At 38.2% G+C, this 25,548-nt stretch carries 29 protein-coding genes; all 29 read left to right on the plus strand.

Translation table 11 applies throughout. The features are described 5' to 3' along the window. Nucleotides 1-120: 120 nt before the first annotated feature. On the plus strand, nucleotides 121-618 hold the full coding sequence (locus tag A2J09_RS21370) for a manganese efflux pump (RefSeq protein ID WP_012292754.1): 498 nt from the start codon (nucleotides 121-123) through the stop codon (nucleotides 616-618). A gap of 27 nt (nucleotides 619-645) precedes the next feature. Then, nucleotides 646-1,080, plus strand: a complete 435-nt coding sequence (locus A2J09_RS21375; RefSeq protein WP_031418503.1) for a low molecular weight protein arginine phosphatase — start codon at nucleotides 646-648, stop codon at nucleotides 1,078-1,080. A gap of 14 nt (nucleotides 1,081-1,094) precedes the next feature. Next, nucleotides 1,095-2,378 carry a methyl-accepting chemotaxis protein gene (locus A2J09_RS21380; RefSeq protein WP_012292756.1) on the plus strand — a complete coding sequence of 428 codons (1,284 nt, stop codon included), beginning with the start codon at nucleotides 1,095-1,097 and terminating at the stop codon, nucleotides 2,376-2,378. A 339-nt stretch (nucleotides 2,379-2,717) separates the two neighbouring features. Continuing rightward, complete coding sequence (rpiB, locus tag A2J09_RS21385) at nucleotides 2,718-3,155, plus strand: ribose 5-phosphate isomerase B (protein WP_031418505.1); 438 nt, start codon at nucleotides 2,718-2,720, stop codon at nucleotides 3,153-3,155. 85 nt (nucleotides 3,156-3,240) lie between these two features. Continuing rightward, nucleotides 3,241-3,783: a TIGR01440 family protein gene (locus A2J09_RS21390; RefSeq protein WP_012292759.1), complete on the plus strand. Its 543-nt coding sequence runs from the start codon at nucleotides 3,241-3,243 to the stop codon at nucleotides 3,781-3,783. 28 nt (nucleotides 3,784-3,811) lie between these two features. After that, nucleotides 3,812-5,053, plus strand: coding sequence for a serine hydroxymethyltransferase (gene glyA, locus A2J09_RS21395; protein ID WP_012292760.1), 1,242 nt, complete (start codon nucleotides 3,812-3,814; stop codon nucleotides 5,051-5,053). 280 nt (nucleotides 5,054-5,333) lie between these two features. Then, complete coding sequence (locus tag A2J09_RS21400) at nucleotides 5,334-7,490, plus strand: sensor domain-containing protein (protein WP_012292761.1); 2,157 nt, start codon at nucleotides 5,334-5,336, stop codon at nucleotides 7,488-7,490. 124 nt (nucleotides 7,491-7,614) lie between these two features. Beyond that, entirely contained in the window at nucleotides 7,615-8,244 is a 630-nt protein-coding gene (upp, locus tag A2J09_RS21405; RefSeq protein ID WP_004269470.1) for a uracil phosphoribosyltransferase, read from the plus strand. Between the two features lie 167 nt (nucleotides 8,245-8,411). Further along, entirely contained in the window at nucleotides 8,412-9,533 is a 1,122-nt protein-coding gene (gene wecB, locus A2J09_RS21410) for a non-hydrolyzing UDP-N-acetylglucosamine 2-epimerase (RefSeq protein ID WP_036160737.1), read from the plus strand. A gap of 537 nt (nucleotides 9,534-10,070) precedes the next feature. After that, on the plus strand, nucleotides 10,071-10,442 hold the full coding sequence (locus A2J09_RS21415; protein ID WP_008180553.1) for an ATP synthase subunit I: 372 nt from the start codon (nucleotides 10,071-10,073) through the stop codon (nucleotides 10,440-10,442). Nucleotides 10,443-10,478: 36 nt separating this feature from the next. Further along, complete coding sequence (gene atpB / locus A2J09_RS21420; protein WP_012292763.1) at nucleotides 10,479-11,189, plus strand: F0F1 ATP synthase subunit A; 711 nt, start codon at nucleotides 10,479-10,481, stop codon at nucleotides 11,187-11,189. A gap of 63 nt (nucleotides 11,190-11,252) precedes the next feature. Continuing rightward, nucleotides 11,253-11,477 (plus strand): F0F1 ATP synthase subunit C, encoded by a 225-nt coding sequence (atpE, locus tag A2J09_RS21425; protein ID WP_004269474.1) that lies wholly within the window; start codon nucleotides 11,253-11,255, stop codon nucleotides 11,475-11,477. Nucleotides 11,478-11,650: 173 nt separating this feature from the next. Continuing rightward, entirely contained in the window at nucleotides 11,651-12,172 is a 522-nt protein-coding gene (gene atpF / locus A2J09_RS21430) for a F0F1 ATP synthase subunit B (protein ID WP_012292764.1), read from the plus strand. Beyond that, complete coding sequence (locus A2J09_RS21435; protein WP_012292765.1) at nucleotides 12,169-12,705, plus strand: F0F1 ATP synthase subunit delta; 537 nt, start codon at nucleotides 12,169-12,171, stop codon at nucleotides 12,703-12,705. Before atpF ends, A2J09_RS21435 begins: the two co-directional genes overlap by 4 nt. Nucleotides 12,706-12,733: 28 nt before the next feature. Then, the gene (gene atpA, locus A2J09_RS21440; RefSeq protein ID WP_012292766.1) at nucleotides 12,734-14,242 is read left to right on the plus strand and encodes a F0F1 ATP synthase subunit alpha; all 1,509 of its coding nucleotides are present in this window, start codon (nucleotides 12,734-12,736) and stop codon (nucleotides 14,240-14,242) included. A gap of 47 nt (nucleotides 14,243-14,289) precedes the next feature. Beyond that, nucleotides 14,290-15,147, plus strand: a complete 858-nt coding sequence (gene atpG / locus A2J09_RS21445) for an ATP synthase F1 subunit gamma (protein WP_012292767.1) — start codon at nucleotides 14,290-14,292, stop codon at nucleotides 15,145-15,147. A gap of 48 nt (nucleotides 15,148-15,195) precedes the next feature. Further along, entirely contained in the window at nucleotides 15,196-16,611 is a 1,416-nt protein-coding gene (atpD, locus tag A2J09_RS21450; RefSeq protein ID WP_012292768.1) for a F0F1 ATP synthase subunit beta, read from the plus strand. 24 nt (nucleotides 16,612-16,635) lie between these two features. Next, entirely contained in the window at nucleotides 16,636-17,043 is a 408-nt protein-coding gene (locus tag A2J09_RS21455) for a F0F1 ATP synthase subunit epsilon (protein WP_031418510.1), read from the plus strand. A 77-nt stretch (nucleotides 17,044-17,120) separates the two neighbouring features. Further along, nucleotides 17,121-17,360 carry a DUF1146 family protein gene (locus A2J09_RS21460; RefSeq protein ID WP_012292770.1) on the plus strand — a complete coding sequence of 80 codons (240 nt, stop codon included), beginning with the start codon at nucleotides 17,121-17,123 and terminating at the stop codon, nucleotides 17,358-17,360. 366 nt (nucleotides 17,361-17,726) lie between these two features. Continuing rightward, nucleotides 17,727-19,040 carry a UDP-N-acetylglucosamine 1-carboxyvinyltransferase gene (gene murA, locus A2J09_RS21465; RefSeq protein WP_012292771.1) on the plus strand — a complete coding sequence of 438 codons (1,314 nt, stop codon included), beginning with the start codon at nucleotides 17,727-17,729 and terminating at the stop codon, nucleotides 19,038-19,040. Nucleotides 19,041-19,160: 120 nt separating this feature from the next. Beyond that, nucleotides 19,161-20,060: a stage II sporulation protein D gene (gene spoIID, locus A2J09_RS21470; protein WP_230584538.1), complete on the plus strand. Its 900-nt coding sequence runs from the start codon at nucleotides 19,161-19,163 to the stop codon at nucleotides 20,058-20,060. Between the two features lie 37 nt (nucleotides 20,061-20,097). Next, nucleotides 20,098-20,775 (plus strand): M23 family metallopeptidase, encoded by a 678-nt coding sequence (locus tag A2J09_RS21475; RefSeq protein WP_031418512.1) that lies wholly within the window; start codon nucleotides 20,098-20,100, stop codon nucleotides 20,773-20,775. A 155-nt stretch (nucleotides 20,776-20,930) separates the two neighbouring features. Next, nucleotides 20,931-21,191 carry a sporulation transcriptional regulator SpoIIID gene (locus tag A2J09_RS21480; RefSeq protein WP_025114760.1) on the plus strand — a complete coding sequence of 87 codons (261 nt, stop codon included), beginning with the start codon at nucleotides 20,931-20,933 and terminating at the stop codon, nucleotides 21,189-21,191. A gap of 210 nt (nucleotides 21,192-21,401) precedes the next feature. After that, nucleotides 21,402-22,397, plus strand: coding sequence for a rod shape-determining protein (locus A2J09_RS21485; protein WP_008180529.1), 996 nt, complete (start codon nucleotides 21,402-21,404; stop codon nucleotides 22,395-22,397). 21 nt (nucleotides 22,398-22,418) lie between these two features. Then, the gene (locus tag A2J09_RS21490) at nucleotides 22,419-23,252 is read left to right on the plus strand and encodes a flagellar hook-basal body protein (protein WP_031418513.1); all 834 of its coding nucleotides are present in this window, start codon (nucleotides 22,419-22,421) and stop codon (nucleotides 23,250-23,252) included. A 30-nt stretch (nucleotides 23,253-23,282) separates the two neighbouring features. Next, entirely contained in the window at nucleotides 23,283-24,122 is an 840-nt protein-coding gene (locus A2J09_RS21495; RefSeq protein WP_012292775.1) for a flagellar hook-basal body protein, read from the plus strand. 42 nt (nucleotides 24,123-24,164) lie between these two features. Beyond that, on the plus strand, nucleotides 24,165-24,449 hold the full coding sequence (locus A2J09_RS21500; protein ID WP_012292776.1) for a DNA-directed RNA polymerase subunit beta: 285 nt from the start codon (nucleotides 24,165-24,167) through the stop codon (nucleotides 24,447-24,449). Nucleotides 24,450-24,504: 55 nt separating this feature from the next. Next, nucleotides 24,505-24,948 carry a 3-hydroxyacyl-ACP dehydratase FabZ gene (fabZ, locus tag A2J09_RS21505; protein WP_031418516.1) on the plus strand — a complete coding sequence of 148 codons (444 nt, stop codon included), beginning with the start codon at nucleotides 24,505-24,507 and terminating at the stop codon, nucleotides 24,946-24,948. A gap of 151 nt (nucleotides 24,949-25,099) precedes the next feature. Then, nucleotides 25,100-25,483 carry a hypothetical protein gene (locus A2J09_RS21510; protein WP_012292778.1) on the plus strand — a complete coding sequence of 128 codons (384 nt, stop codon included), beginning with the start codon at nucleotides 25,100-25,102 and terminating at the stop codon, nucleotides 25,481-25,483. The last annotated feature ends 65 nt before the right edge of the window (nucleotides 25,484-25,548 follow it).

Raw genomic sequence — 25,548 nt, forward strand, 5'->3', positions numbered from 1 at the left:
TCCTTTTTTTATAGGCAGGGATCCTCTTTATAAAAAGGAAAATCTTATGTGGACAAATATGATAATAATGTATTTTCGAGCATAAAATGATAATATATTAGGGAGAGAAGGAGTGTATTCTTGCAGGGAATTCTTGCAGGTATATTAACGTCTGTTGATGTTATTGGTCTATATGTATTGCTGCCAAATGTTAGATATCGCTTATTTTTATCACTATGGACGGCTGCACTGCATATGCTTTTTCCTTTGTTGGGATTTGAATTAGGAAACTATTTAGTTCGTTTTCTATTAGAATGGGGACAATGGATATCGAGTATTTTGTTATTTTGCATGGGCATGCATTTACTATTATTCTCTCATCGGGATGAAAAAGTAACAATTTCCCCCGTACTTTTAGCTGTGACTGCAAGCCTAGATACCTTTTCAGTTAGTGTTTCTTTTGGTATGCTAAACTTAGAAAAAACCATTTTTATAATGAGTGCAGGCTTGAGTGCCTTGATTTGTGCCTATGGGTCATTAGTCATTGCACGTAGGAGCCAAGTCTTTTTTGGAAATAAAATTCAAATCATTGCTGGCATTATATTTATAATTATGAGTATCCTAGCTATTCAGCAATAATTCAATATAAATCGGAGAGTGATAAGTGTGAAAATATTATTTGTTTGTACAGGCAATACTTGTCGCAGTCCAATGGCAGAAGTCATATTAAAACATAAACAAATAGACAATTTAGAAGTACGTTCTGCAGGTATTTATGCTATGCCTAATGCCCAAATGTCAGCACATGCGCAACAAGTGTTAAATGAAGCTCAAATGTCTCATCAGCATTCTGCAACACAATTATCCATGGTAGAAATGGAATGGGCAGATTTAGTCCTAACAATGACTACCGCTCACAAAGACACTGTCATCTCAAGCTTCCCAGGCACTGATCATAAAGTATTCACATTAAAAGAGTATACAAATGAAGGTAGCCTGGAGAATGTAGTAGATCCTTACGGCGGTAACAGAGCAATATACGAAGCAACATTTGCGGAACTACATGAATTGGTTGATCAATTAATAAAAAAACTACAATAGAATTGAGGAGCCCTATGAAAAAACAATTTGGTTTACGACTTAAATTGGTGTTATTTGTGAGCGTGCTAGCATTAATTACTTACAGTATCAGTTTTATATTTATTGAATTCTTACAACCGACCTTCTTCCCAAGTATTAATGGAAAAGTATTTCAAGTGGTGACGTATGCATTAGGAATCACATGGTCAGGTATATTGGCTGCCATCTTTAGCGTGATCTTAATTAAACCTTTACAACAACTTGAGCATTCCGCAACTCTAGTAGCAGAGGGGAAAATTGGGCAGGATGTTCAGATGCCTAAAACAAACGATGAGATTCGTTCGGTTGCAGAGGCATTTCAACAAATGGTATTAAATTTACGTCAAATGGTGGAAAGTATTGACCAAAATTTTCAACAGACCAATCAATCGATTATTCAGCTCTCAGATGAAGCGGGAGTCGCTACTCGAAAAGCAGAAGGTATTGCTTCAACCGTTAAGCATATTTCGGCAGGAGCTGAAGCATCTGCGACAGCTGTACAAGATACCGCTGAGGCAATTGAGGATGTACGAGCTCTTGCGACAGAAGTAAATAGTAGAGCAGAAGCATCGGCATCACAATCTAAAGAGATTTTACATAATTTATCGACAACAACAAATGCAATCGAAACATTAGTTAATAGTATTCAACAAATAGCTACTGGTAACAATGAGGCATTAAAAAGCATTCATGCTTTAGAAGAAAATGCTGGCCAAGTAGAGCGCATTATTGGCTTAGTTGGTGATATTGCGGCACAAACAAATTTACTAGCTTTAAATGCATCTATTGAAGCGGCTCGTGCTGGAGAACATGGAAAAGGCTTCGCTGTGGTTGCGGAGGAAGTGCGTGGTTTAGCAGATGAAAGTGCAAAAGCTGTGCAAGGGATTACAGCTCTAATCCAATCTATGCAGCAAAATGTTGAAGTCGTAGTCAAACAAATGAATGAACAGGTAGCATTTGCAACGAAAGAAGCAGATCGCGTATCTGAAACAACAACAGCTGTAGAAGGTATGTCGTCTAACGTACATGAAATGGCAACAGCGATTGTAGAGATATCTTCACTAATTGAACAGCAGATGCATAATATTGAAACTACTGCTCGTCAATCACAAGAAGTGGCTGCAATTGCAGAGGAAACATCAGCAGGTGCACAAGAAGTTCGTAGTGCGGCTGAAGAACAAGCCTACGCCATTGAACAAGTAGAGCACCTAGCGCAAAGTTTAAAAAAGCAATCAGAAGCTTTGCATAAAGTGATTCAACAATTTGATCGACAGGCTTAGTCACAAAAAGCTGTTTATAAATGCGGTGAAAAATCGGATTTATAGACAGTTTTTTTATTTTTGGAAAAAATAGTGATACAGTTTGTCCACTGTAAATAAAAAATGAGAAAAACTTTAGTAGATAGAATATTACAACAAAAGACCATTATCCGAATTTATTAACATGATATTCACAATATCCACAGAAAAAGAGATATAAAAGTGAATGATTTTTAGCTAAGTAACAATAAATGTTCGTCTTTTAGGAGAAATCAGCATAAAAATACAAGAAAAATCGTGTTATTCTTCAGAAAGAAGTGGTACACTAAGGTTGACTATAATTCGAAAAGAGGGAACCCAGTGAGAATAGCAATTTCTTCTGATCACGGAGGTAACAACCTACGTCGTGAGATCATGCAGCTACTAGATGAGCTTCATATTAGCTACGAAGATTTTGGTCCACAATCTGCGGATTCAGTAGACTATCCGGATTACGCAAAGCCAGTTTCTGATGGTGTAGCCAACGGAGAATTTGATAAAGGTATTTTAATTTGTGGCACGGGAATTGGTATGTCTATTGCTGCAAATAAGGTGAAAGGTATTCGTTGTGCATTAGTGCATGATGTATTTAGTGCAAAGGCAACGCGATGCCATAATGACTCTAATATTTTAGCTATGGGTGAACGTGTTATTGGCCCAGGTCTTGCACGTGAAATTGTCCAAACTTGGCTAGAAACTGAGTTTGAAGGTGGTCGTCATACACGACGCATAGAAAAAATTACGGAACTTGAGCAATAAAGGATTGTTATTCCATATATGACATTCATCAAGGATGTCATGTATGGCATGATTTTAATGGCTATAAATGAAGGAGCTGAGCTTAATGGTTGTAAAACAAATACGAACGCATTTGACTCAGTTACTCAGTGAATTTGAAGAGCAGGTAACATTACGACCTCATACAATTTTTGTCGTAGGATGCTCTACATCTGAAGTGATTGGTCAGAAAATTGGCACAGCAGGTGCATTGGAGATAGGAGAAGCCATTTTCGAGCCGTTACAAGAATTCGCAATGAAACACCAGCTACATTTAGCGTTTCAAGGCTGTGAGCATATTAATCGTGCTATTACGATGGAGGCATCAACTGCTGAACAATTTGGCTACGATCCAGTGGCGGTAGTCCCAGTACGTACAGCTGGTGGCTCTATGTCCGCTTATGCCTATACGCGATTTACTAATCCTGTGGTTGTTGAAACCATTCAGGCACATGCAGGTATAGATATTGGACAAACATTAATTGGTATGCACTTGAAAGCAGTAGCTGTCCCAGTTCGCACATCAGTGAAAATGGTGGGAGAAGCAGTGGTGACGATTGCAACAACACGCCCAAAGCTAATTGGCGGGGAACGTGCTGTATATAAATAATAAAGGATACTAGGAGGCTTTTTCTAACATGGCATATGAAAAATTAGCAGTACAAGACAAAGCAGTATTAGAAGGAATTCTTGCAGAAAAAAAACGTCAACAAGCAAATATCGAATTGATTGCATCTGAAAATTTTGTATCCGAAGCAGTTATGGAAGCGCAAGGTTCTGTACTGACAAATAAATACGCAGAAGGTTATCCAGGTAAACGCTACTATGGTGGCTGTGAACATGTAGACGTAGTTGAAGATATTGCACGTGATCGTGTGAAAGAAATCTTTGGTGCAGAATACGCAAACGTGCAACCACACTCTGGTGCGCAAGCAAATATGGCTGTATACCACACAATTTTAGAACCAGGCGATACGGTTCTTGGTATGAACCTTTCTCATGGTGGTCACTTAACACATGGATCTCCTGTAAACTTCTCTGGTATTCTTTATAATTTTGTGGAATATGGTGTAACAAAGGACACACAAGTTATCGATTATGAGGATGTACGTCAAAAAGCATTAGAACATAAGCCGAAACTTATAGTTGCGGGAGCTTCTGCGTACCCACGTGAAATTGACTTCTCTAAATTCCGTGAAATCGCAGATGAAGTAGGTGCATACTTCATGGTGGATATGGCACACATAGCTGGTCTTGTAGCTGTCGGTGAGCATCAATCGCCAGTTCCATATGCAGACTTTGTTACATCGACTACACATAAAACATTACGTGGACCACGTGGCGGATTAATTCTTGCATCGAAAGAATGGGAGCAAAAATTAAACAAGTCTGTATTCCCAGGAATTCAAGGTGGGCCATTAATGCATGTCATTGCTGCTAAAGCTGTAGCATTTGGCGAAGTACTGCAACCAGAATTTAAAGACTATGCAAAACAAATAAAATTGAATGCAAAAGCTTTAGCCGAAGTCCTTATTGCTGAGGGTGTTGAAATTGTATCTGGCGGTACAGATAACCACTTATTACTATTAAACGTTAAATCTCTTGGTCTGACAGGTAAAGTAGCAGAACATGCATTAGATGAAGTGGGTATTACAACTAACAAAAACACAATCCCTTACGATACGGAGTCTCCATTTGTTACTTCAGGTATTCGTATCGGTACACCAGCTGTTACATCTCGTGGCTTTAAAGAGGAAGATATGAAAGAAGTGGGTGCAATTATTGCAGCAGTTCTTAAAAACCCTGAAGATGAAGCAGTTAAAGCGGACGCAAAAGATCGCGTAAAAGCATTAACAGATAAACATCCATTATACGCTTAATATCATTCTAAAACTGTGTTTAAAGTGGGAAATTCACTTTAAACACAGTTTTTTATTTTGAAAAGTAGGTCGAACAATGAAATACATATTTTTTCTAATTAAGAATAATAACACTCTTATTTTTGAATAAATTTACATATAATCGATAGAAAGGGATTATTATAGTTGGCTGAGGTCAGATTGTGTACTAAAAAAGAAGTTTTTTTTAATAAAAGTGAAAATTTAATTAAATTTTATGTACAATGGAAATGGGATGAAGTGATAGAGAAGGAGGGGTTGGATGGTCACTAAATCGTTAGATATAGATAATGATGCCTTATTAAATAGTATTCTCAATTTAGGGGATAATTCTAAGGAAAGCTTCGTAATTTTTGATGCAACAAATCATCATAGTATAGTAGAGTGTAATGAATCTTTTTGTAGTCTTACAAATGCTTCAAGGTCACAAATCCTAAAAACAAATTATTTTACATGGCTATTAGATGAAAAAAAGACAACCATAAAAAAGATTAAAGAAAAAATACATAATGGTATCATGGTACAAGCGAAGCTACATCATAAAGGTATCGATAAACCCCCATTTTGGGCTGAAATTCAAGCTCTACCATTTCGAAACGATGCAAATGTAACGCAATATGTGCTAGTCCTTATGAAGGACGTTACGTATTATCATACGGAAGATTTCTTAATGCGTTTAGAAAATGATATGTATAAGGCGATAGAGAGAGATAGCTCTTTTGAGCAAAAGATGCATATTATTTGTCGCGGACTGGATGAGTTTTTTATGCCGAATACTTCCAGTATGGTACTCATCAAAACGGAGAGCAATTTATTACAGACTTTTATGGATAATGGTAGATCAAAAGATGTACCGAGATGCTGTGAAAATACCGACTTTTTTACGAAGGTTATGCAATCAGAAACCTCTATTTTTATTGAAAATTTGGATGAGGTGCATATTCCAGATGAGCATAGACAATTTGCTGCTTTTTCACACAAAGCGTATGGATTATTTATACCTATACGCAATCAACAGCGACAAGTAATAGGGCTTTTTTCAATATATTATCAGCAAGCACATAGTGACCTTGCATATTTCACAAATATGTTTCGAAAAGTTAGTGCACTGGTTGCCTTAGCATATACGTATGCAAGAACACAGAGAAAAATATGGGATTTAGCCTATACCGACATTACAACAGGTTTACCTAATCGTCATAGCTTTGTGAATTGCCTCGAAAAAGAGGCTGAACGTGGACAAAATGGTTATATTAAAATTGTGAAACCAAGCGAATTTCATCAAGTGGTTGAACTGTATGGACGTGAATTTGGTGATGAATTATTAAGGCAGCTCGCCAAACGTCTAGAGCAAGACAAGCCAGGGGATCGCGAATATATTGCGAGATTTACAAGCTCTAGTCTTATTCTATCCACGATGACCTTTAATGAAAATTTAAATAATTATGAAAGGCGCATCAAGGAGACGATTCGGCAGCCCTTTATAATAGGAGGAAAGCAAATTTACATCACGTTAAAAACAGGGATTGCTTCCTTTAATGATGCTATAAAAATTAATGATGCAATTCGGTTTGCAGATAATGCGCTTTCGTCTGCTACTGATAAACCGGGTACACATACAGAAATTTTTACGACAGAAAAAAATGACGTTCTAGTACAGCAAATGACAGTATTAAATCATTTGTCCCAAGCAATCAAAAATAAAGAAATTACAGTCCATTTACAGCCAAAAGTAGATTTACGTAATGGAGAGATTCAAAGTATAGAGGCACTTGCACGATGGGTATCCCCGAAGCTGGGCTTTGTGTCTCCAGCCATCTTTATTCCAGTAGCGGAAAGTGCGGGAAAGGTTAGAGAAATTGACGTTCAAGTTTTAGAAATTGTGCTATCGTGGCTGGCAGAACGTCAAAAGGTAGGGAAGAAATTAGTGAAAATAGCGGTCAATATTTCACCAGATCATTTCTACTATACGCATTTCGTTCAAGATACGCTAAAGCTCGTTAGGAAATATGAAATAGATCCAAGTAATATTATATTAGAGGTAACAGAAAATATAGGGTTAGTAGACTTCCAATCTGCCTTTACAATTATTCAGGAATTAAAAAGCTATGGTTTCAAAACATCCGTGGATGATTTCGGAACAGGATTTTCTTCATTGAGCTATCTGCAACAATTACCATTCACAGAATTAAAAATTGACAGAAGCTTTATTAATGCCTTAGAGGACCCTGCAACGCTTGCTATTGTACGCTCAATTATTCAATTGGCATTAAACTTAGGAATGATCTCTGTTGCAGAGGGAATAGAAACAGAAGAACAGGTTGAAATACTCCGTGCTTTAGGTTGTACAGTCGGACAGGGGTATTTCTATTTTAAGCCAATGGCAATAGAACAATTAGATACAATTCTGGATCAATAACTTACTTTGGTCAAAGAAAATTTAATAAAAGGAGTCACCTTAAATTTATTTTTGAGGCGATTCCTTTTTTCTGTTATACTAGTTGAGATAAAAATGAAATCCGAACGGTTAGGAGAGAATCCCTTTGAGCAAAGTCTATGTATTTGATCATCCACTAATCCAACACAAATTAACTTATATTCGCGACAAGAATACAGGTACAAAAGAATTTCGTGAGCTAGTAGACGAAGTAGCAACACTTATGGCATTTGAAATTACACGTGATATGCCGGTGGAAGAAATTGAAATTGAAACACCTGTAACGATTGCTAAAACAAAAGTACTTTCTGGTAAAAAGCTTGCAATTGTACCGATTCTACGTGCAGGAATTGGTATGGTAGATGGTGTACTAAAGCTTATCCCAGCCGCAAAAGTTGGACATATTGGTCTTTATCGTGACCCTGAAACATTAAAACCAGTTGAATATTACGCAAAGCTTCCAGCAGATGTGGAAGAACGTGATTTTATTATCGTAGATCCAATGTTAGCAACTGGTGGTTCAGCAGTGGAAGCTATTCACTCATTGAAAAAACGTGGAGCTAAAAACATTAAATTCATGTGCTTAATCGCTGCACCAGAGGGTGTCAAAGCTATTCAAGAAGAGCATTCAGACGTAGATATTTATATTGCTGCTTTGGATGAAAAACTAAACGATCATGGTTATATTGTACCAGGTCTAGGTGATGCCGGAGACCGCCTATTCGGCACGAAGTAAAAATGGTGTTATGAAATTTCCTCATTTAGGAAACTAATAATTTGTGAAAGCGTCCTTCAAATTTGAAGGGCGTTTCATAGTATGTTTAGGTAAGTACTCCTCATGTTGGACTTCAACTGGTGTGGTGTCCTTTTCATACAATAACAAAAAGGACGGTGCAGATCGTTTTGATGAAAAAATGGAAAGTAATGACGATTTTTGGTACAAGACCAGAAGCAATTAAAATGGCTCCTCTTGTTTTAGAGTTACAAAAGTATCCTGAGCAAATAGAATCTATTGTCACAGTAACGGCACAACATCGCCAAATGCTAGATCAAGTACTAGAGACATTTGAAATAACACCAAACTATGATTTAAATATAATGAAAGATCGTCAAACATTAATTGATGTGACGACAAACGCATTACAAGGTTTGGATCAAGTAATGAAAGAAGCTCAGCCAGATATCGTATTGGTACACGGTGATACAGCGACGACTTTTATTGCAAGCTTGGCGGCGTTTTATAACCAAATCGCAATTGGACATGTGGAAGCAGGACTGCGAACTTGGAACAAGTATTCACCATACCCAGAAGAAATGAATCGTCAGTTAACAGGTGTAATGGCTGATTTACATTTTGCGCCAACCGAAGTATCTAAAAAGAATCTTATCGATGAAAATAAGAATGCTGATACCATTTTTGTTACAGGTAATACAGCGATTGATGCATTGGCAACAACTGTTAGTGAACATTACACGCATCCCGTATTAGATAAAATTGGCAAAGATCGCATGATTTTATTAACAGCACATCGACGCGAAAATCTGGGTGAGCCAATGCGTCATATGTTCAAAGCAATTACAAGAATTTTAGCTGAGCATGATGATGTTCAAGTAGTATATCCGGTGCATATGAATCCTGCAGTAAGAGAAATCGCGAATGAAATTTTAGGTGACAATGAACGAGTACATTTAATAGAGCCACTTGAAGTATTTGATTTCCATAACTTTGCAGCGAATTCTTACATGATTTTAACAGACTCAGGTGGCGTCCAAGAAGAGGCACCATCATTAGGGAAGCCAGTACTTGTCCTTAGAGACACAACAGAGCGCCCAGAAGGAATTGCAGCTGGAACGCTAAAGCTAGCAGGAACTGAAGAAGATACTATTTACACTTTAGCTAAAGAATTGTTAACGGATAAAAAGGCTTATGAGGCGATGGCACATGCATCAAATCCATATGGTGATGGACATGCATCTAAACGAATTGTAGAGGCATTGCTAGTTTTTTTACAAAAAACTAAATAATGTACTATATTTAATTCGAAAAAATAAGTCTAATGTACCTATTGAGTTGGGTAAGCTAATTTATGAGCATAATTATGTCGTAAATTAGCTTTTTCTATGAGTCAAGAAAAAGAGAACATTTGAAACTATGAAATTTCATACACAAATTTGTCAACAATTTGACAAGAGTATATAGGTTGTGAAGTTTTTCTCTATTACCAATTGACTTCAAATATCTCCTATTGTATGCTTACAAAGGGTAAGAATGATAAGGGTTTCAGTTCATAATTAGGACGTTGAAACACTTGTTATATCAACTTTCTACTAAATTGACAGTTCAAAATAAAACTGTCGATTTGCAACGTTTTGTGCGTTTCGGTTTTTACCGAGTTGGTAAGGGGTGTAAGTTATTTTTTGGGTATTTACACCTGTAATTGAAATGACTCTCCCATTACTATTCCGCTGTGAGTAGTGCCTTTCACTGCTCTTTTCTGATTTCACATGGTGGTCAGCAAACGCTTTCAATACTCGAAAATTTGATTCAGGAGATTACAACCAATGCTAGATTTGCATCACATTTTTGCTGTGCAGAAGAGGGCGTTATTTTTTTTGCTTGCACTCTGCGCATTAGGCTGGGGATTCACTTCCTTTCAAACTGTATTTGCGGGCATCGCAGTCGGTGCATTCTTTGGTACGTATAATTTTTGGATTCTAGTTCGCCGTATGGAGAAGTTTGACAGGTCCATTAGTGAAGGGAAGAAAATAGGCTCACTTGGTACAGCACTTCGCTTTGGATCAGGTGTTGCGGCAGTCGCAATAGCCATTTCGTTGCCAAACTATTTTCACTTAATTAGCACGGTCATAGGGCTAATGATTCCGTACGTTTTTCTCTTTGTCGAGAGAATTGTGTCACATGTAAGGAACCGCTAATGTGCTTTAAATTAGAAAGAGAGGTGAAAAATAACAATGAATCATGAAGCTCCGTTACTAGAAGTCGGTTTTTTAACATTTAATAAATCGACAGTTATGATGTTACTAGTTGCTGCAATTATCGTATTTTTAATTGCCTTTATTTCAACTAGAAGCCTAAAACTAAAACCAACTGGTATGCAAAACTTCATGGAATGGATTATGGACTTCGTTAAGAATATCATCAAAAGCAACATGGACTGGAAAACTGGTGGTCGATTCCACATTCTCGGTATTACGTTAATTATGTTTATCGCAGTATCTAACTTATTAGGTCTTCCATTCTCGATCGTTTATGGTCATGAACTTTGGTGGAAATCACCAACGGCTGACCCAACTGTAACGATGACGTTAGCAACGATGATTTTAGTTTTATCGCATTTCTATGGTGTTAAAATGAAGGGTACAGGGCATTATGCTGGTACATTCTTTAAACCAATGTCTTTCATGTTCCCACTTAAATTAGTAGAGGAATTTGCAAATACATTAACGTTAGGTTTACGTCTTTACGGTAACATTTACGCGGGTGAGATTTTACTTGGCTTATTAGCAGGTTTAGCATCATCAGGTGCTGTGGGATTCATCGGGGCAATCGTTCCAATGATGGCATGGCAAGGTTTCTCAATTTTCATCGGCTTTATCCAAGCCTTTATCTTCACAATGTTAACAATGGTTTACATGGCTCATAAAGTGAGCGATGACCATTAATATAAAGCATATATCATATGCTTGAACCACAAAAACAAACAATTCCAAGGAGGAAATTTTCAAATGACAGGTTCATTAGGTTTATTAGCAGCAGCAATCGCAATCGGTTTAGGTGCACTTGGTGCAGGTATCGGTAACGGTCTTATCGTATCAAAAACAGTAGAAGGTATCGCTCGTCAGCCAGAAGCTCGTGGCGTTCTTCAAACTACAATGTTCATCGGGGTTGCATTAGTTGAAGCCCTACCGATCATCGCAGTAGTAGTAGCATTCATCGTAATGAATAAATAATTCAGTTGAACACTGGATTTTACTAGTGGCGAAGCAGGATTCTCCAGATGAAACTTCGCCCTTCATTTTGGAACGGATAAAAGCTATGTGTAAATATAGCTTTTTAAAATAGGTAGTTTTTTAATTCATTAAATTAAGTTGAAGTTAAAGCTCTTGAAGGGAGTGAAACAATCGTGTATTTAGATTATCTTGTACTAGGTGCTGGCGCTAGTAAGTTCAATAACGGAGACATCATCGCAACATTAGCTATCTTTTTAGTATTAATGTTCTTACTTAAGAAAGTCGCTTGGGGTCCACTGATGGGCATCATGCAACAACGTGAAGAGTTAGTAGCGAGTGAAATCGAAGCAGCTGAAAAAGCGCGCAAAGAGTCGCACCAATTTTTAGAAGAACAAAAGAGCCTTCTTAAAGAAGCTCGTACGGAAGCACAATCGATTGTTGAAGGCGCTAAGAAGCAAGGCGAACTACAAAAAGATGAAATTCTTACTGCAGCTCGTAATGAAGCAAACCGCTTGAAAGAATCGGCTTTACGTGAAATTGAGTCTGAAAAAGAAAAAGCTATTGCAGCTGTACGTGATGAAGTCGTTTCATTATCTGTACTTGCAGCATCGAAAGTCCTTAGCAAAGAGATTTCTGAGGCAGACAACCGTGCTCTAATTGAAGAGACGATTGCGAAGGCAGGGGAAGCTCGATGAGTAATTCAGCTGTAGCAAAACGTTACGCTCAAGCGCTTTTTGAATTAGCGCAACAAAAAAATATTCTTGCTGAGGTTGGAGCAGACTTAAACGAGCTAACAAAGATTGTTCAAGAATCTCCTGATTTTTTAACGCTTTTAAATGCTCCCAAGTTCTCTATCGAACGTAAGAAACAAATGGTAGCTGAAATCTTTGCAGGTGCAACTCCAGAGGTTTTACACACAGTTCAACTACTAGTTGAGAAAAAACGTGTAAACGAAGTGAAGCTTATTGCGAACGCATATGCTGAGCTTGCTGCAAAGGCACAAGGTACTGCAGATGCAACAGTATTCTCTACTCGTGCACTTTCTGCTGAAGAAAGCGCTAATATTTCTACAACATTTGCGAAGCTTGTAGGGAAACAATCATTAAACATTACAAACGAAATTGATCCATCACTTCTTGGTGGTATTCGTGTTCAAATCGGTAATCATATTTACGATAGCTCAGTAGCGAACAAACTTGAGCGCCTAAAACGTGAATTAATCGGTTAATAATTAAGAAATGTGAGAGGTGACATACATGGGCATCAAGGCTGAAGAAATCAGCAGTCTGATTAAACAACAGATTGAGAATTATGAATCTGAACTTAAAGTAAGCGAAGTTGGTACAGTTATCCGTATTGGTGACGGTATCGCTCTTGCTCATGGCCTCGACAACGCCATGGCTGGAGAACTTCTTGAGTTCTCTAACGGTGTTATGGGTATGGCTCAAAACCTAGAAGAAGGTAACGTTGGTATCGTAATCTTAGGTCCATACACAGACATCAAAGAAGGCGATGAAGTTCGTCGTACAGGTCGTATCATGGAAGTACCAGTTGGTGAAGAACTAATTGGCCGTGTTGTAAACCCACTTGGTCAACCAGTGGATGGACAAGGTCCAATCAACACAACTAAATCTCGTCCAATCGAAAGTCCTGCTTTCGGTGTAATGGCTCGTAAATCAGTACACGAACCATTACAAACAGGTATCAAAGCAATTGACGCTCTAGTACCAATTGGTCGTGGTCAACGTGAGTTAATCATCGGTGACCGTCAAGTAGGTAAAACATCAGTAGCAATCGATACAATCTTAAACCAAGATGGCGAAAATATGATTTGTATCTATGTTGCAATCGGTCAAAAAGAATCAACTGTACGTGGTGTAGTTGAAACTTTACGTAAGCACGGTGCATTAGATTACACAATCGTAGTAACTGCTGCGGCTTCTCAACCAGCTCCATTACTATTCTTAGCACCATTTGCTGGTGTTTCTATGGCAGAAGAATTCATGTTACAAGGTAAGCACGTATTAATCGTGTATGATGATCTTTCTAAACAAGCATCAGCTTACCGTGAACTTTCACTTCTTCTACGCCGTCCTCCAGGTCGTGAAGCATACCCTGGTGACGTTTTCTACTTACACAGCCGCTTACTTGAACGTGCTGCGAAGTTAAATGAAACATATCAAAACGGTTCTATTACAGCTCTTCCATTCGTTGAGACACAAGCTGGGGATATCTCTGCATACATCCCAACTAACGTTATCTCAATTACGGATGGTCAAATATTCTTACAATCTGACTTATTCAACTCAGGTGTACGTCCAGCGATTAACGCCGGTCTTTCTGTATCACGTGTAGGTGGATCAGCTCAAATTAAAGCGATGAAAAAAGTTGCGGGTACACTACGTCTTGACTTAGCTGCATTCCGTGAGCTTGAATCATTTGCTCAATTTGGTTCAGATTTAGATAAAATTACACTAGCTAAACTTGAGCGTGGTAAACGTACGGTTGAAGTTCTTAAACAAGACCTAAACAAACCACTTAAAGTTGAAAAGCAAGTAGCAATCCTTTATGCATTAACTAAAGGTCACTTAGATGATATTCCAGTACAAGATATCGTTCGCTTTGAAAGTGAATTCTTAAGCTGGTTAGATTCAAACCACACAAACGTTTTAGATCATGTTCGTACTACAAAAGAGCTTGCTCCTGATGCAGATTACGTAGCAGCTTTAACGGAGTTCAAAAAAACTTTCGCTAAATCAGAATAAGTTCGAGCTAGTCACTTGATTAAAAAACAAAAGGTGGTGAAATACCAGTGGTAAACTTACGCGAAATAAAAGGTCGTATTAATTCTACAAAGAGTACGAAACAAATTACGAAAGCGATGCAGATGGTTTCTTCTTCTAAGTTACGTCGTGCAGAGCAAAATGCTAAAGCGTACGTTCCTTACATGGAAAAAATTCAGGACGTAGTAGGCGCGATCGCTTCAGGAACAAAAGACAGTGGACATCCAATGTTAACTGCTCGTCCTGTTAAGAAAACAGCTTACTTAGTCATTGGTTCTGACCGTGGTCTTGCAGGTGCTTATAACTCAAGTATCCTACGTCAAGTACAACGTACAATTGACGAGCGTCATAAATCTAAAGACGAATACGTGATTTTAGCAATAGGTCGTGTTGTGCGTGACTACTTTGTGAAACGTGATCATAATGTCATCAGTGATGTTGTAGGTCTTCCAGACCAACCTACATTTGCTGATATTAAAGAAATCGCTCGTAATGCTGTTGGTATGTTCATTGACGGTACGTATGATCAACTTTATATGTACTATAATCACTTTGTCAGCGCAATTGCTAACGAAGTGACAGAGAAAAAACTTCTTCCATTAACAGATCTTGCACCTCCTAGCAGCAATGCTTCTTACGAATTCGAGCCATCTGGTGAAGCAATTCTTGAAGTGTTACTTCCACAATACGCGGAAAGCTTAGTTTATGGCGCATTATTAGATGGAAAAGCAAGTGAACATGCTTCTCGTATGACGGCTATGAAAAATGCAACTGATAACGCATCTGATCTTATTTCAGACCTTTCATTGCAATATAACCGTGCGCGTCAAGCGGCGATTACACAAGAAATTACAGAAATCGTTGGTGGAGCTGCAGCCTTAGAATAGGCCAGCTTCCCAATGTCGTATAAGAATACGATAGGAGGGTACACAGTAATGAATAAAGGACATGTTATTCAAGTAATGGGTCCAGTTGTTGACGTAAAATTCGACAATGGCCAATTACCAGCAATCTATAACTCACTAACAGTTAAGATTGAACGTCCTAATGAAGAACCAACAATTCTTGCATTAGAAGTTGCGCTTCATTTAGGTGATGATTCTGTTCGTACAATTGCAATGTCATCTACTGATGGCTTACAACGTGGAGCAGAAGTAACAGACTCAGGAAAAGCTATCTCAGTACCAGTTGGTGAAGTTACTTTAGGTCGTGTATTCAACGTACTAGGTGAAGTAATCGACTTAGGTGAAGAGATTCCAGCTGACGCTCGTCGTGATTCAATTCACCGCGAAGCACCAACATTCGAAGAACTTTCAACTACAGTTGAAATTCTTGAAACAGGTATCAAAGTAGTAGACTTATTAGCACCATATATTAAAGGTGGTAAAATCGGTCTCTTCGGTGGTGCCGGCGTAGGTAAAACAGTATTAATCCAAGAATTAATCAATAACATCGCACAAGAGCACTCTGGTATCTCTGTATTCGCTGGTGTAGGTGAGCGTACTCGTGAAGGGAACGACTTATTCTTCGAGATGAGCGATTCAGGCGTTATCAAGCAAACAGCGATGGTATTCGGTCAAATGAATGAACCACCAGGTGCACGTATGCGTGTAGCTTTAACTGGTCTTACAATGGCAGAATACTTCCGTGATGAGCAAGGTGCTGACGTACTTTTATTCATCGATAATATCTTCCGTTTCACGCAAGCAGGTTCTGAGGTTTCTGCCCTATTAGGTCGTATGCCTTCTGCGGTAGGTTACCAACCAACACTTGCTACAGAAATGGGTAAACTACAAGAGCGTATCACATCTACGAACAAAGGATCTGTAACTTCTATCCAAGCGATCTATGTACCAGCCGATGACTATACTGACCCGGCTCCAGCTACAACTTTCGCCCATTTAGATGCTACTACTAACCTTGAGCGTAAATTATCAGAAATGGGTATCTACCCTGCGGTTGACCCATTAGCTTCGACTTCACGTGCATTATCACCTGAAATCGTAGGCGCTGAGCACTATGCAGTTGCTACTGGTGTACAACGTACAATCCAACGTTACCGTGAATTACAAGATATCATTGCCATTCTAGGTATGGATGAATTATCTGATGAAGATAAACAAACAGTAGAACGTGCTCGTCGTATTCAATTCTTCTTATCACAAAACTTCCACGTAGCGGAACAATTCACTGGTCAAAAAGGTTCTTATGTACCTGTAAAAGAAACTGTTCGTTCATTCAAGGAAATTCTTGATGGCAAATGGGATCACCTACCAGAAGATGCTTTCCGTCTAGTTGGTTCAATTGATGAAGTAGTTGAAAAAGCGAAAAGCATGGGCGTAGAGGTTTAATACTAGGGACGAGGAGGAAAAAATATGAAGACAGTTCTAGTCAATATTGTCACTCCCGACGGCCCGGTATACGATTCTGAAGTATCAATGGTAATCGCTAAAACAACTTCAGGAGAAATCGGTGTTCTTGCAGGCCATATTCCGATGGTTGCTCCACTTGCAATTGGTGCAGTGAAGCTGAAAAAAGCAGACGGTTCTACTGACATTGTTGCTGTTAGCGGTGGTTTCATTGAAGTTCGTCCAGAAAAGATTTCAATTTTAGCGCCTTCTGCTGAAGTTGCTGAAAGTATTGATGTTCAACGTGCAAAAGAAGCCGTTAAACGTGCTGAAGGACGTCTTCAAGGTAAACAAGACAACATTGATTTCAAACGTGCTGACCTAGCATTAAAACGTGCGTTGAATCGTATCAACGTTCATGAGGGTAATATCTAATTCATTTTTAACGGGCAGATATAGCATCTGCCCGTTTTTTAAAATGCTTAAATTATAGGACAGTTGGAGGGGGAAATATGGAGCTTTATGAAGCAATAGGACAAGAAGCCTTATTAGGCATTTTATCGCATTTGTTTTTTATAGCTATTACATTTTACGCATTACAGGCTTTTATGGCAGAAAAACTATTCAAGAAGAATAGAGTTTTTCAAATTCAACTTATTTATATTTTATTAAGTATTGCAATTGGTTCTGCTGTATCCAATTTCTTTTTACAAATATCTAACTGGTCTGGCAAACTTCCATACTTGTTTTAAAGATTCGACTTTATCAATTCGAATCTTACACTCCATCACTACATACTTCAAAGGACTTTATAATAACATTTATGTGGCCCTTTGAACTATGTATAAAAAAACTTCTAAAAGTTGTTTTTTGTTCATACATCTTTGGGTATGTATTAGAAGTGAACTGGTTATTGGTCATTCACAAAAAAAAAGTGGTAGCGTACAATAAATAAATAGCAAAATATCTAATAATGCCTTAAAATAGTGATTTGGACGCTTGAATGGGCGTTAAAAAAGTTGTACTATAGAGTTGTTTGTTTACTGATTATGACATTATACTTCTTTATTAAAATAAAAATTCGGTAGGTTAATAGATTGAATTCGGAGGGACATAGGGTGGATAAAATAATAGTGACTGGCGGCCAAAAACTACAGGGAAAAGTACGTGTAGAGGGCGCAAAAAATGCAGTGTTACCAATCCTTGCAGCAGCTTTACTTGCTTCAAAGGGAGAAAATGTAATTAAAGAAGTCCCTAACTTAGCAGACGTCTTTACAATAAACGAAGTACTTAAAAGTTTAAACGCAGCAGTTACATATATACCTGAAGATAATGCCGTATATATAGATGCAACAAAAGAACTTTCTAGTGAAGCACAATTTGAGTATGTTAGTAAAATGCGTGCATCAATTTTAGTAATGGGCTCGTTACTTGCGCGTAATGGGTATGCTCGTGTTGCGCTACCAGGAGGATGTGCAATCGGTTCTCGCCCAATTGAATTACATTTAAAAGGTTTCGAAGCAATGGGAGCGAAGATTTCATTTGGCCATGGATATGTAGAGGCAAAGACAGAGGGTCGTTTAAAAGGAGCAAATGTATATTTAGACTTCCCAAGTGTTGGGGCAACTGAAAATATTATGACAGCAGCATCTTTAGCAGAGGGGACAACTGTAATTGAAAATGCTGCCAAAGAGCCTGAAATCGTAGATCTTGCTAACTTTATTAATAGTATGGGCGGACGTGTAATTGGTGCTGGTACAAATACGATTCGTATAGAAGGAGTCGATACATTATATGGAGTAGAGCATCATATTATTCCGGACCGCATTGAGGCTGGTACATTTATGGTGGCAGCAGCTATTACTAAGGGTGATGTGGTCATTGAAAATGCAGTTCCTGAGCATATGACGGCTTTGATTGCAAAGATGCGCGAAATGGGCGTAGAGATTATAGAATTGGATGAAGGCATTCGTGTATGTGCTCCTCAGACATTAAAGGCTGTGGATATTAAAACAATGCCACATCCAGGGTTCCCGACAGATATGCAATCTCAAATGATGGCGTTAATGTTGACTGCGGAAGGTACGAGTATCATTACGGAAACAGTATTTGAAAATCGTTTTATGCATGTTGAGGAGTTCCGTCGTATGAATGCGGGTGCTAAAATAGAAGGACGCTCTGTGTTTATTGAGGGGCCAGTAGAGCTTCAGGGGGCTGAAGTAATGGCAACGGATTTACGAGCTGCGGCTGCACTGATTTTAGCAGGTCTAGTATCAGAAGGAATTACACGTGTTACAAAACTACACCATTTAGATCGTGGATATGTTGATTTCCATGGTAAATTAGCTTCTCTTGGTGCCAATATTGAACGTATTACTGATGAAGAAGTTGTGACAACTGAAGACATTTCTGTTGAATTACCTGCAAACTAAAATGTGTCAAAACCCTTTGCTTACATAAGCAGAGGGTTTTTTATTTTTCATAACTAAATGATATACAGCATATTATTCCTTATGAAAAAATGGATGATTAGTATAGGTGTCCTTTGTTTAATGGGAGCATTATATGTGCTTCCTGTTTTAGGATTTAGCGAAAGACGGGAGGAAGTGCAACCTCCAACAGCGGAAGAAAAAGCTTGCGAAATATTTATAGAAGTGGAGGGACAAAAGGAAAAAATCCCTTTAGAGACATATATAACAGGGGTCGTTGCGGCAGAAATGCCTGTTTCTTTTAAAAAGGAGGCATTGAAGGCTCAAGCGATTGCAGCACGAACTTATGCGTTAAAAACGACAAATTACGGTAAAAAAGCAATTGCACCGACTGTAGCAAAGCAGGTTTTCTATGATGAGAGTCAAAGAAAAGCGAATTGGGCTAGCAATTTCCTGGGAAATGAAAAGAAAATTGTCGAAGCAATTAATGAAACGAAAGGACAAGTTCTTCTTTATAATAATAATTTAATTACAGCTATGTTCCATTCAACAAGCAATGGACAAACAGAAAGTGCATACGGTTATAGTGGAAATAACATACCATATTTGCAAAGTGTTTCAAGTATATCAGATCAAGCCTCTCCTAAATTTGAGGCAGAGCAAGAGTGGTCACTAGCACAATGGAATAAACTATGGCCAGTACAATGGCAAGCTAGTGATTTTAATCGTATACAGCTATTTTACAATGACTCAGGGCGTGTAGAGCGGCTACAATTAGGGAATAATGTCTGGACAGGGAGAGAGGTACGAACATTTCTTGGGATACCATCAACAGATTTTTCAATTGTCTATAATGCTAATACAAAAAGAGTGCACGTGAAAACTCAAGGATATGGTCATGGAGTAGGAATGAGTCAATATGGAGCAGAGGCCATGGCAAATGAAGGGAAAACCGCTGCTGAAATTTTACACTATTATTATCAAGATATTGAAATAAAAAAAATAGATGCATGTTTAAAATAACTTCTAGTTGTTCACACTGCAACTAGAGGTGATGAAAATGAGAGAGGATAAAAATAATAAAGCTTCTCAAAACCAGAATCCAAATCAAAAGGAAAATGGTCAGTTACAAAAGAAACCATGGTTTTGGCCAGTAGTTTACACAGGTGGTGCACTCGTTCTAGCAGGGTTGTTATTTGGTTACAATAGTCTTGTATCAAAAGTAGAAGATGCTCCTTTACCAGATTTAGCGGAAGTTGACTCGGGTCCAGTAGTAGAAACAAATGCACGTACTGAAAACATGATGTATCCATTCAAAGAAGAGAGTCTTGGTAAAGTACAAATTTTACAAGAGTTTTATGAGCTAGAAGCAAATGAAGAATCTCGTGAAAATGCACTAATGGTATTTAATCAAACATTTACTACGTCTTCTGGTATCTCTATTGCTATGAATGGTGAAGAGTTTGAAGTACTAGCTGCTATGAGTGGTAAAGTACTAGAAGTAAAACTAGACGCATTTACAGGGAATAAAATTGTCATCGAGCATCCAAATGGCATGCAAACTCACTATAGCTCTGTAAAAGATATCGCTGTAAAAGAAGGCGATGAGGTTACACAAGGTCAAGCTTTAGGAAAAGCGACTGATAACGAGTGGAATCAAGCGGCTGGCGTCCACATGCATTTCGAAGTAGTTGAAGACGGAAAATATGTTAATCCGAAAAAATTACTAGCTTTTTAATTCTGAAAGCTAGTAACGCATAAAAATCAGCATTTTATTAGGAAAATGCAAAACGTGTTCTGAATAGCTTTGTCCTTACATAAGGTGAAGAAATGCGCAAATGTGCATCTGATTGCCAAAGCATTTTGTGAAATTGTGTGGAAAGGACGAAGAACGTGCATGAGCACATTCGGAAGCGCTGCATACGCCTCGGTGAATTACTGATTGAGACGCGTGAGACTGTGCGTGTCCTCGCGAAAATGACTGGTTATTCAAAAAGTACGGTGCACAAAGATTTAACAGAGCGATTACCAACAATTCATGAAGGATTAGCTGACCAAGTGAAGGAAATACTCGCCTACCATAAGGCCGTACGTCATATTCGCGGAGGAGAAGCAACGAAAAACAAGTGGAAAGAAAGAGCGAGTCAAGATTGATTCGTTCTTTTTTGTTGTGTGGACAGGCATAAAATAAGATTGTTAAAGGTAAAGTAATACTATACTATTGCCATGCGGATCGTGAAAAGAAAACAGTCTTAATCATTAAATTCAGGGTGAAATTACCAATAGAATATGATAAAATATTCTAGATAAAGAGATAAAATGAACGTTATGTAGTTGGAACTGGCGGGAAGGAGAAATTATAAAATGTTTTCGAAAGATATCGGCATTGACTTAGGTACTGCGAACGTATTAATTCACGTTAAAGGTAAAGGAATCGTCTTAAATGAACCATCTGTAGTGGCTATTGACAAAAAGACAAATAAAGTATTAGCGGTAGGGGAAGAAGCTCGCCAAATGGTAGGGAGAACGCCAGGTAATATTACAGCAATTCGCCCACTTAGAGATGGGGTCATTGCAGATTTTGATGTGACCGAAGCGATGTTAAGACACTTTATTAACAAATTAAATGTCAAAGGATTTTTAGCAAAGCCACGTATTTTAATTTGTTGTCCAACGAATATTACAAGTGTTGAACAAAAGGCTATCCGTGAAGCGGCAGAGAAATCAGGCGGTAAAAAAGTATATTTAGAGGAAGAACCAAAAGTAGCAGCAATTGGTGCAGGCATGGATATCTTCCAACCAAGCGGAAATATGGTAGTTGATATCGGCGGTGGAACAACAGATATTGCCGTTCTTTCAATGGGTGATATTGTTACAAGTGAATCCATTAAAGTGGCAGGAGATGTGTTTGATAACGATATTTTGCAATATATTAAAAAAGAATATAAATTGCTAATTGGTGAACGTACAGCAGAGGCTATTAAAATGACAATCGGAACAGTATTCAAAGGTAGTCGTAATGACACAATGGATATCCGTGGTCGTGACATGGTGACTGGTTTACCACGAACAATTTCCATTCACTCTGAAGAAATCGAACGTGCATTACACGAGTCTGTAGCAATGATCGTTCAATCTGCCAAAAATGTTTTAGAAAAAACACCACCTGAGCTATCGGCTGATATCATTGACCGCGGCGTTATTATTACAGGTGGTGGAGCACTTTTACATGGTATGGATCAACTATTAATTGAAGAATTAAAAGTACCTGTCTTTATTGCTGAAAGACCTATGGATTGTGTAGCTATTGGTACAGGCATAATGCTCGAAAATATAGATCGCGTGCCAGCGTCCTTATAAAAATAAAATGAGGTGATTTCTTTGTTTAAAGGTTTTTATACAGTTGCAACGGGTATGATCACGCAACAAAGAAGAACAGAATTACTATCTAACAATTTAGCGAATGCAAATACACCAGGATTTAAGGCTGACCAATCCACGATTCGTTCGTTTCCAGATATGTTGATGTCTAGCATCGGAAAAACAAATGCACCTGCCAATCAACAAGCTGGTGCCGAATATATGAGTCAAGTAGGCGCTTTAAATACTGGGACATACTTACAAGAAACATTACCAAATTACATACAGGGCCAAATCTATAGCACTGATTTTACAACAGATATGGCATTGATTGATGGAAACTTACCCCAAAATGAAGATGGTGTGACTGGCTCAATATTCTTTAGACTAGCACATCCAGATGGTGGGGAAGCCTATACACGTAATGGTAATTTTACTTTGGATGGCCAAGGTTATTTAGTGAATGGGCAAGGCCTTTATGTGTTAAATGATGCTGGACAAAGAATCCAGTTACCTAATGATGATTTCCGCCTCGACGAAAGTGGCGCCATTTACGTTAATAATCAACAAGTAGCGCGGGTAGGCGTATCATATGCTGCCAATCCGAACATGCTACAGAAACAAGATAACGGTCTTATTCGGACAGAAAATGGCGCAAATCTGCCATCAGCCTATGGAACGAATGGAGTTTCCTTTACATTACGTCAGAACTTCTTAGAGGGCTCAAACGTAGATTCTGGTCGTGCAATGACAGATTTAATGACAGCCTACCGAGCATTTGAAGCCAATCAAAAAGTATTACAAGCTTATGATCGCAGCATGGAAAAGGCTGTTAATGAAATCGGTAAAATTTAACGGACGAACAGAACAGGAGGCTTTTTATAAATGCTACGTACAATGATGACAGCAACCAATACAATGGGCCAATTACAAAATAAACTAGATACAATTAGTAATAACATTGCCAATAGTAGTACAACAGGCTTTAAAGCGAAGGAAGCAACCTTCAATGAGTTACTCTATCAACAGTTTAATAATGACAAACTGGATCGTGCCGAGCGTCAAACACCTGTTGGTATTCGCTTTGGATCAGGCGCAATGCTTGGCCAAATTAAATCCAATCAAAAGCAAGGTTCATTGCAAACAACTAATCGAGATTTGGACTTAGCTTTTACAAAAGCAAAACAATATTTCAATATTTTAATGCCAAATGGTGAAAATGGAACTGAAACAGTGTATACTCGACAAGGTGACTTTTATTTATCGCCGCTAAATAATGGAACAGTTATGCTAGTAACGGCTGAAGGATACCCAGTGGCAAATGCTGCTGGACAAGCTATTACATTACCAGATAATGTGCAAGGATTTTCAGTACGAAATGGTGGTATACTAGAAGCATCTTATCCAAATGGCGATATAATTCGTACGGATTTAGCGGTTACAGAATTTCAAAAACCGCAACTAATGGAACATGTTTCAGGTTCTTATGTTGGATTACCAGACAACCTTGCTGAACTTGGCTTTACACAAGCTGAAGTTCTAACAGAGCTAGTAGGTGCTAACCGTCAGCAAATCGGCATGCAGGGTGGTACTTTAGAAATGTCCAATGTTAACCTCTCGAAGGAAATGACAGAACTAATTCAAACACAACGTTCCTATCAATTCAATGCAAGAACGGTTACATTAGCAGACCAAATGCTTGGTCTCATTAATGGTATTCGATAGGGAGTCATCCTAAAAAGCAAGGAATGAAGAGGAGTACAATTTATGACAAACGATTCACGTCGACGTTCTGTGCCGACACAAGAAACCGATACGCAACCAGAAAAGAAAGAACGCCGCTCAAATGGAGAGCAACGCGAGGTTCGATGGGTGCAAATCCGACTGATTCCGATTTGGTTACGCATTGTAATTGTTCTCATCTTAGTTGTTGCTGCCGCAACATTAGGCGCAATGGTTGGCTTTAGTGTTATTGGAGAAGGAAATGCTATGGATATTTTCAAAAAAGAAACATGGCAACATATATTCGATATTATGCATGGTAAAGAATAATTTTATTCTTTACCTTACTTTGTGTATACATACTTTATTTTGAGGGGGAAATGACATGTTAACAGCAGAGCAAATTCAAGCAATTTTACCACACCGTTATCCATTTTTATTTGTAGATCGTATTATTGAATTAGAAGAGGGAAAACGTGCAGTAGGCTTAAAGAATGTTTCTATGAATGAGGACTTCTTTAATGGACACTTCCCAGGATATCCAGTAATGCCAGGTGTGCTAATTGTAGAGGCATTAGCACAAGTAGGTGGAGTAGCTCTTTTAAATGCCGAAGAATTTAAGGGACGCTTGGCATTTTTAACGGGTGTTGATAACTGTCGTTTCAAACGTCAAGTAGTACCTGGAGACCAACTTAAATTGGAAGTGGAGTTTGTAAAACTTCGTGGTTCTATGGGTAAAGGACATGGCGTAGCAACTGTAGATGGAGAACTTGTATGTGAAGCCGATATTCTATTTGCAATTGGACCGGAGCAGCCAAAGCAAGCATAATTTGCATTTATAGACCAAAAGATATAAAATAGATAAAGTCAAGTCAAAAAATTGAGACTAGTAGGTTCTTAAACTGCGATGGCGAATTAAGCGATTGTGAATTGAAATAGATGTAATTTTTAGGTTTTACAAACGTAGGAGGATTATTAAGATGTATAAGGAATTGTCTTCAGGTATTAAAATTAGCATTACTCGTTCGATTTCAACATCTTTTGAAACATACTTAGCAAGTATTGGTTGGGATGAAGAGCGCTTTTCCATGGAAGACTTCATTGCAAGCTGGCAGACTTATTTCCAAGAGAATGCAGCATGGATCGAAAAAATTCCAGCCGAAATATTGATGAGCGCAGAGTTTCATGAAGAGATGGCACAAAAAATTGATGAGGTCATTGCCAAAATTTTAAATGAAGAACCAACAGCACAACAAGTTGAAACAATCGAGGCATTGCAAAAAGAGCTAGGCACAGACTATAGATATGACTGTAAAGCAGAAGCAGCATATATTGAACAGTTATTAAAAGAAAAACAAAAATAGTTTGTAGAAAAATCGGATAGTTCCCTCCTTTCTCGGGCAATCTATGTTAGATCACAAATACACAT

This window comes from Lysinibacillus sphaericus (assembly GCF_001629735.1).
Classification (GTDB): domain Bacteria; phylum Bacillota; class Bacilli; order Bacillales_A; family Planococcaceae; genus Lysinibacillus; species Lysinibacillus pinottii.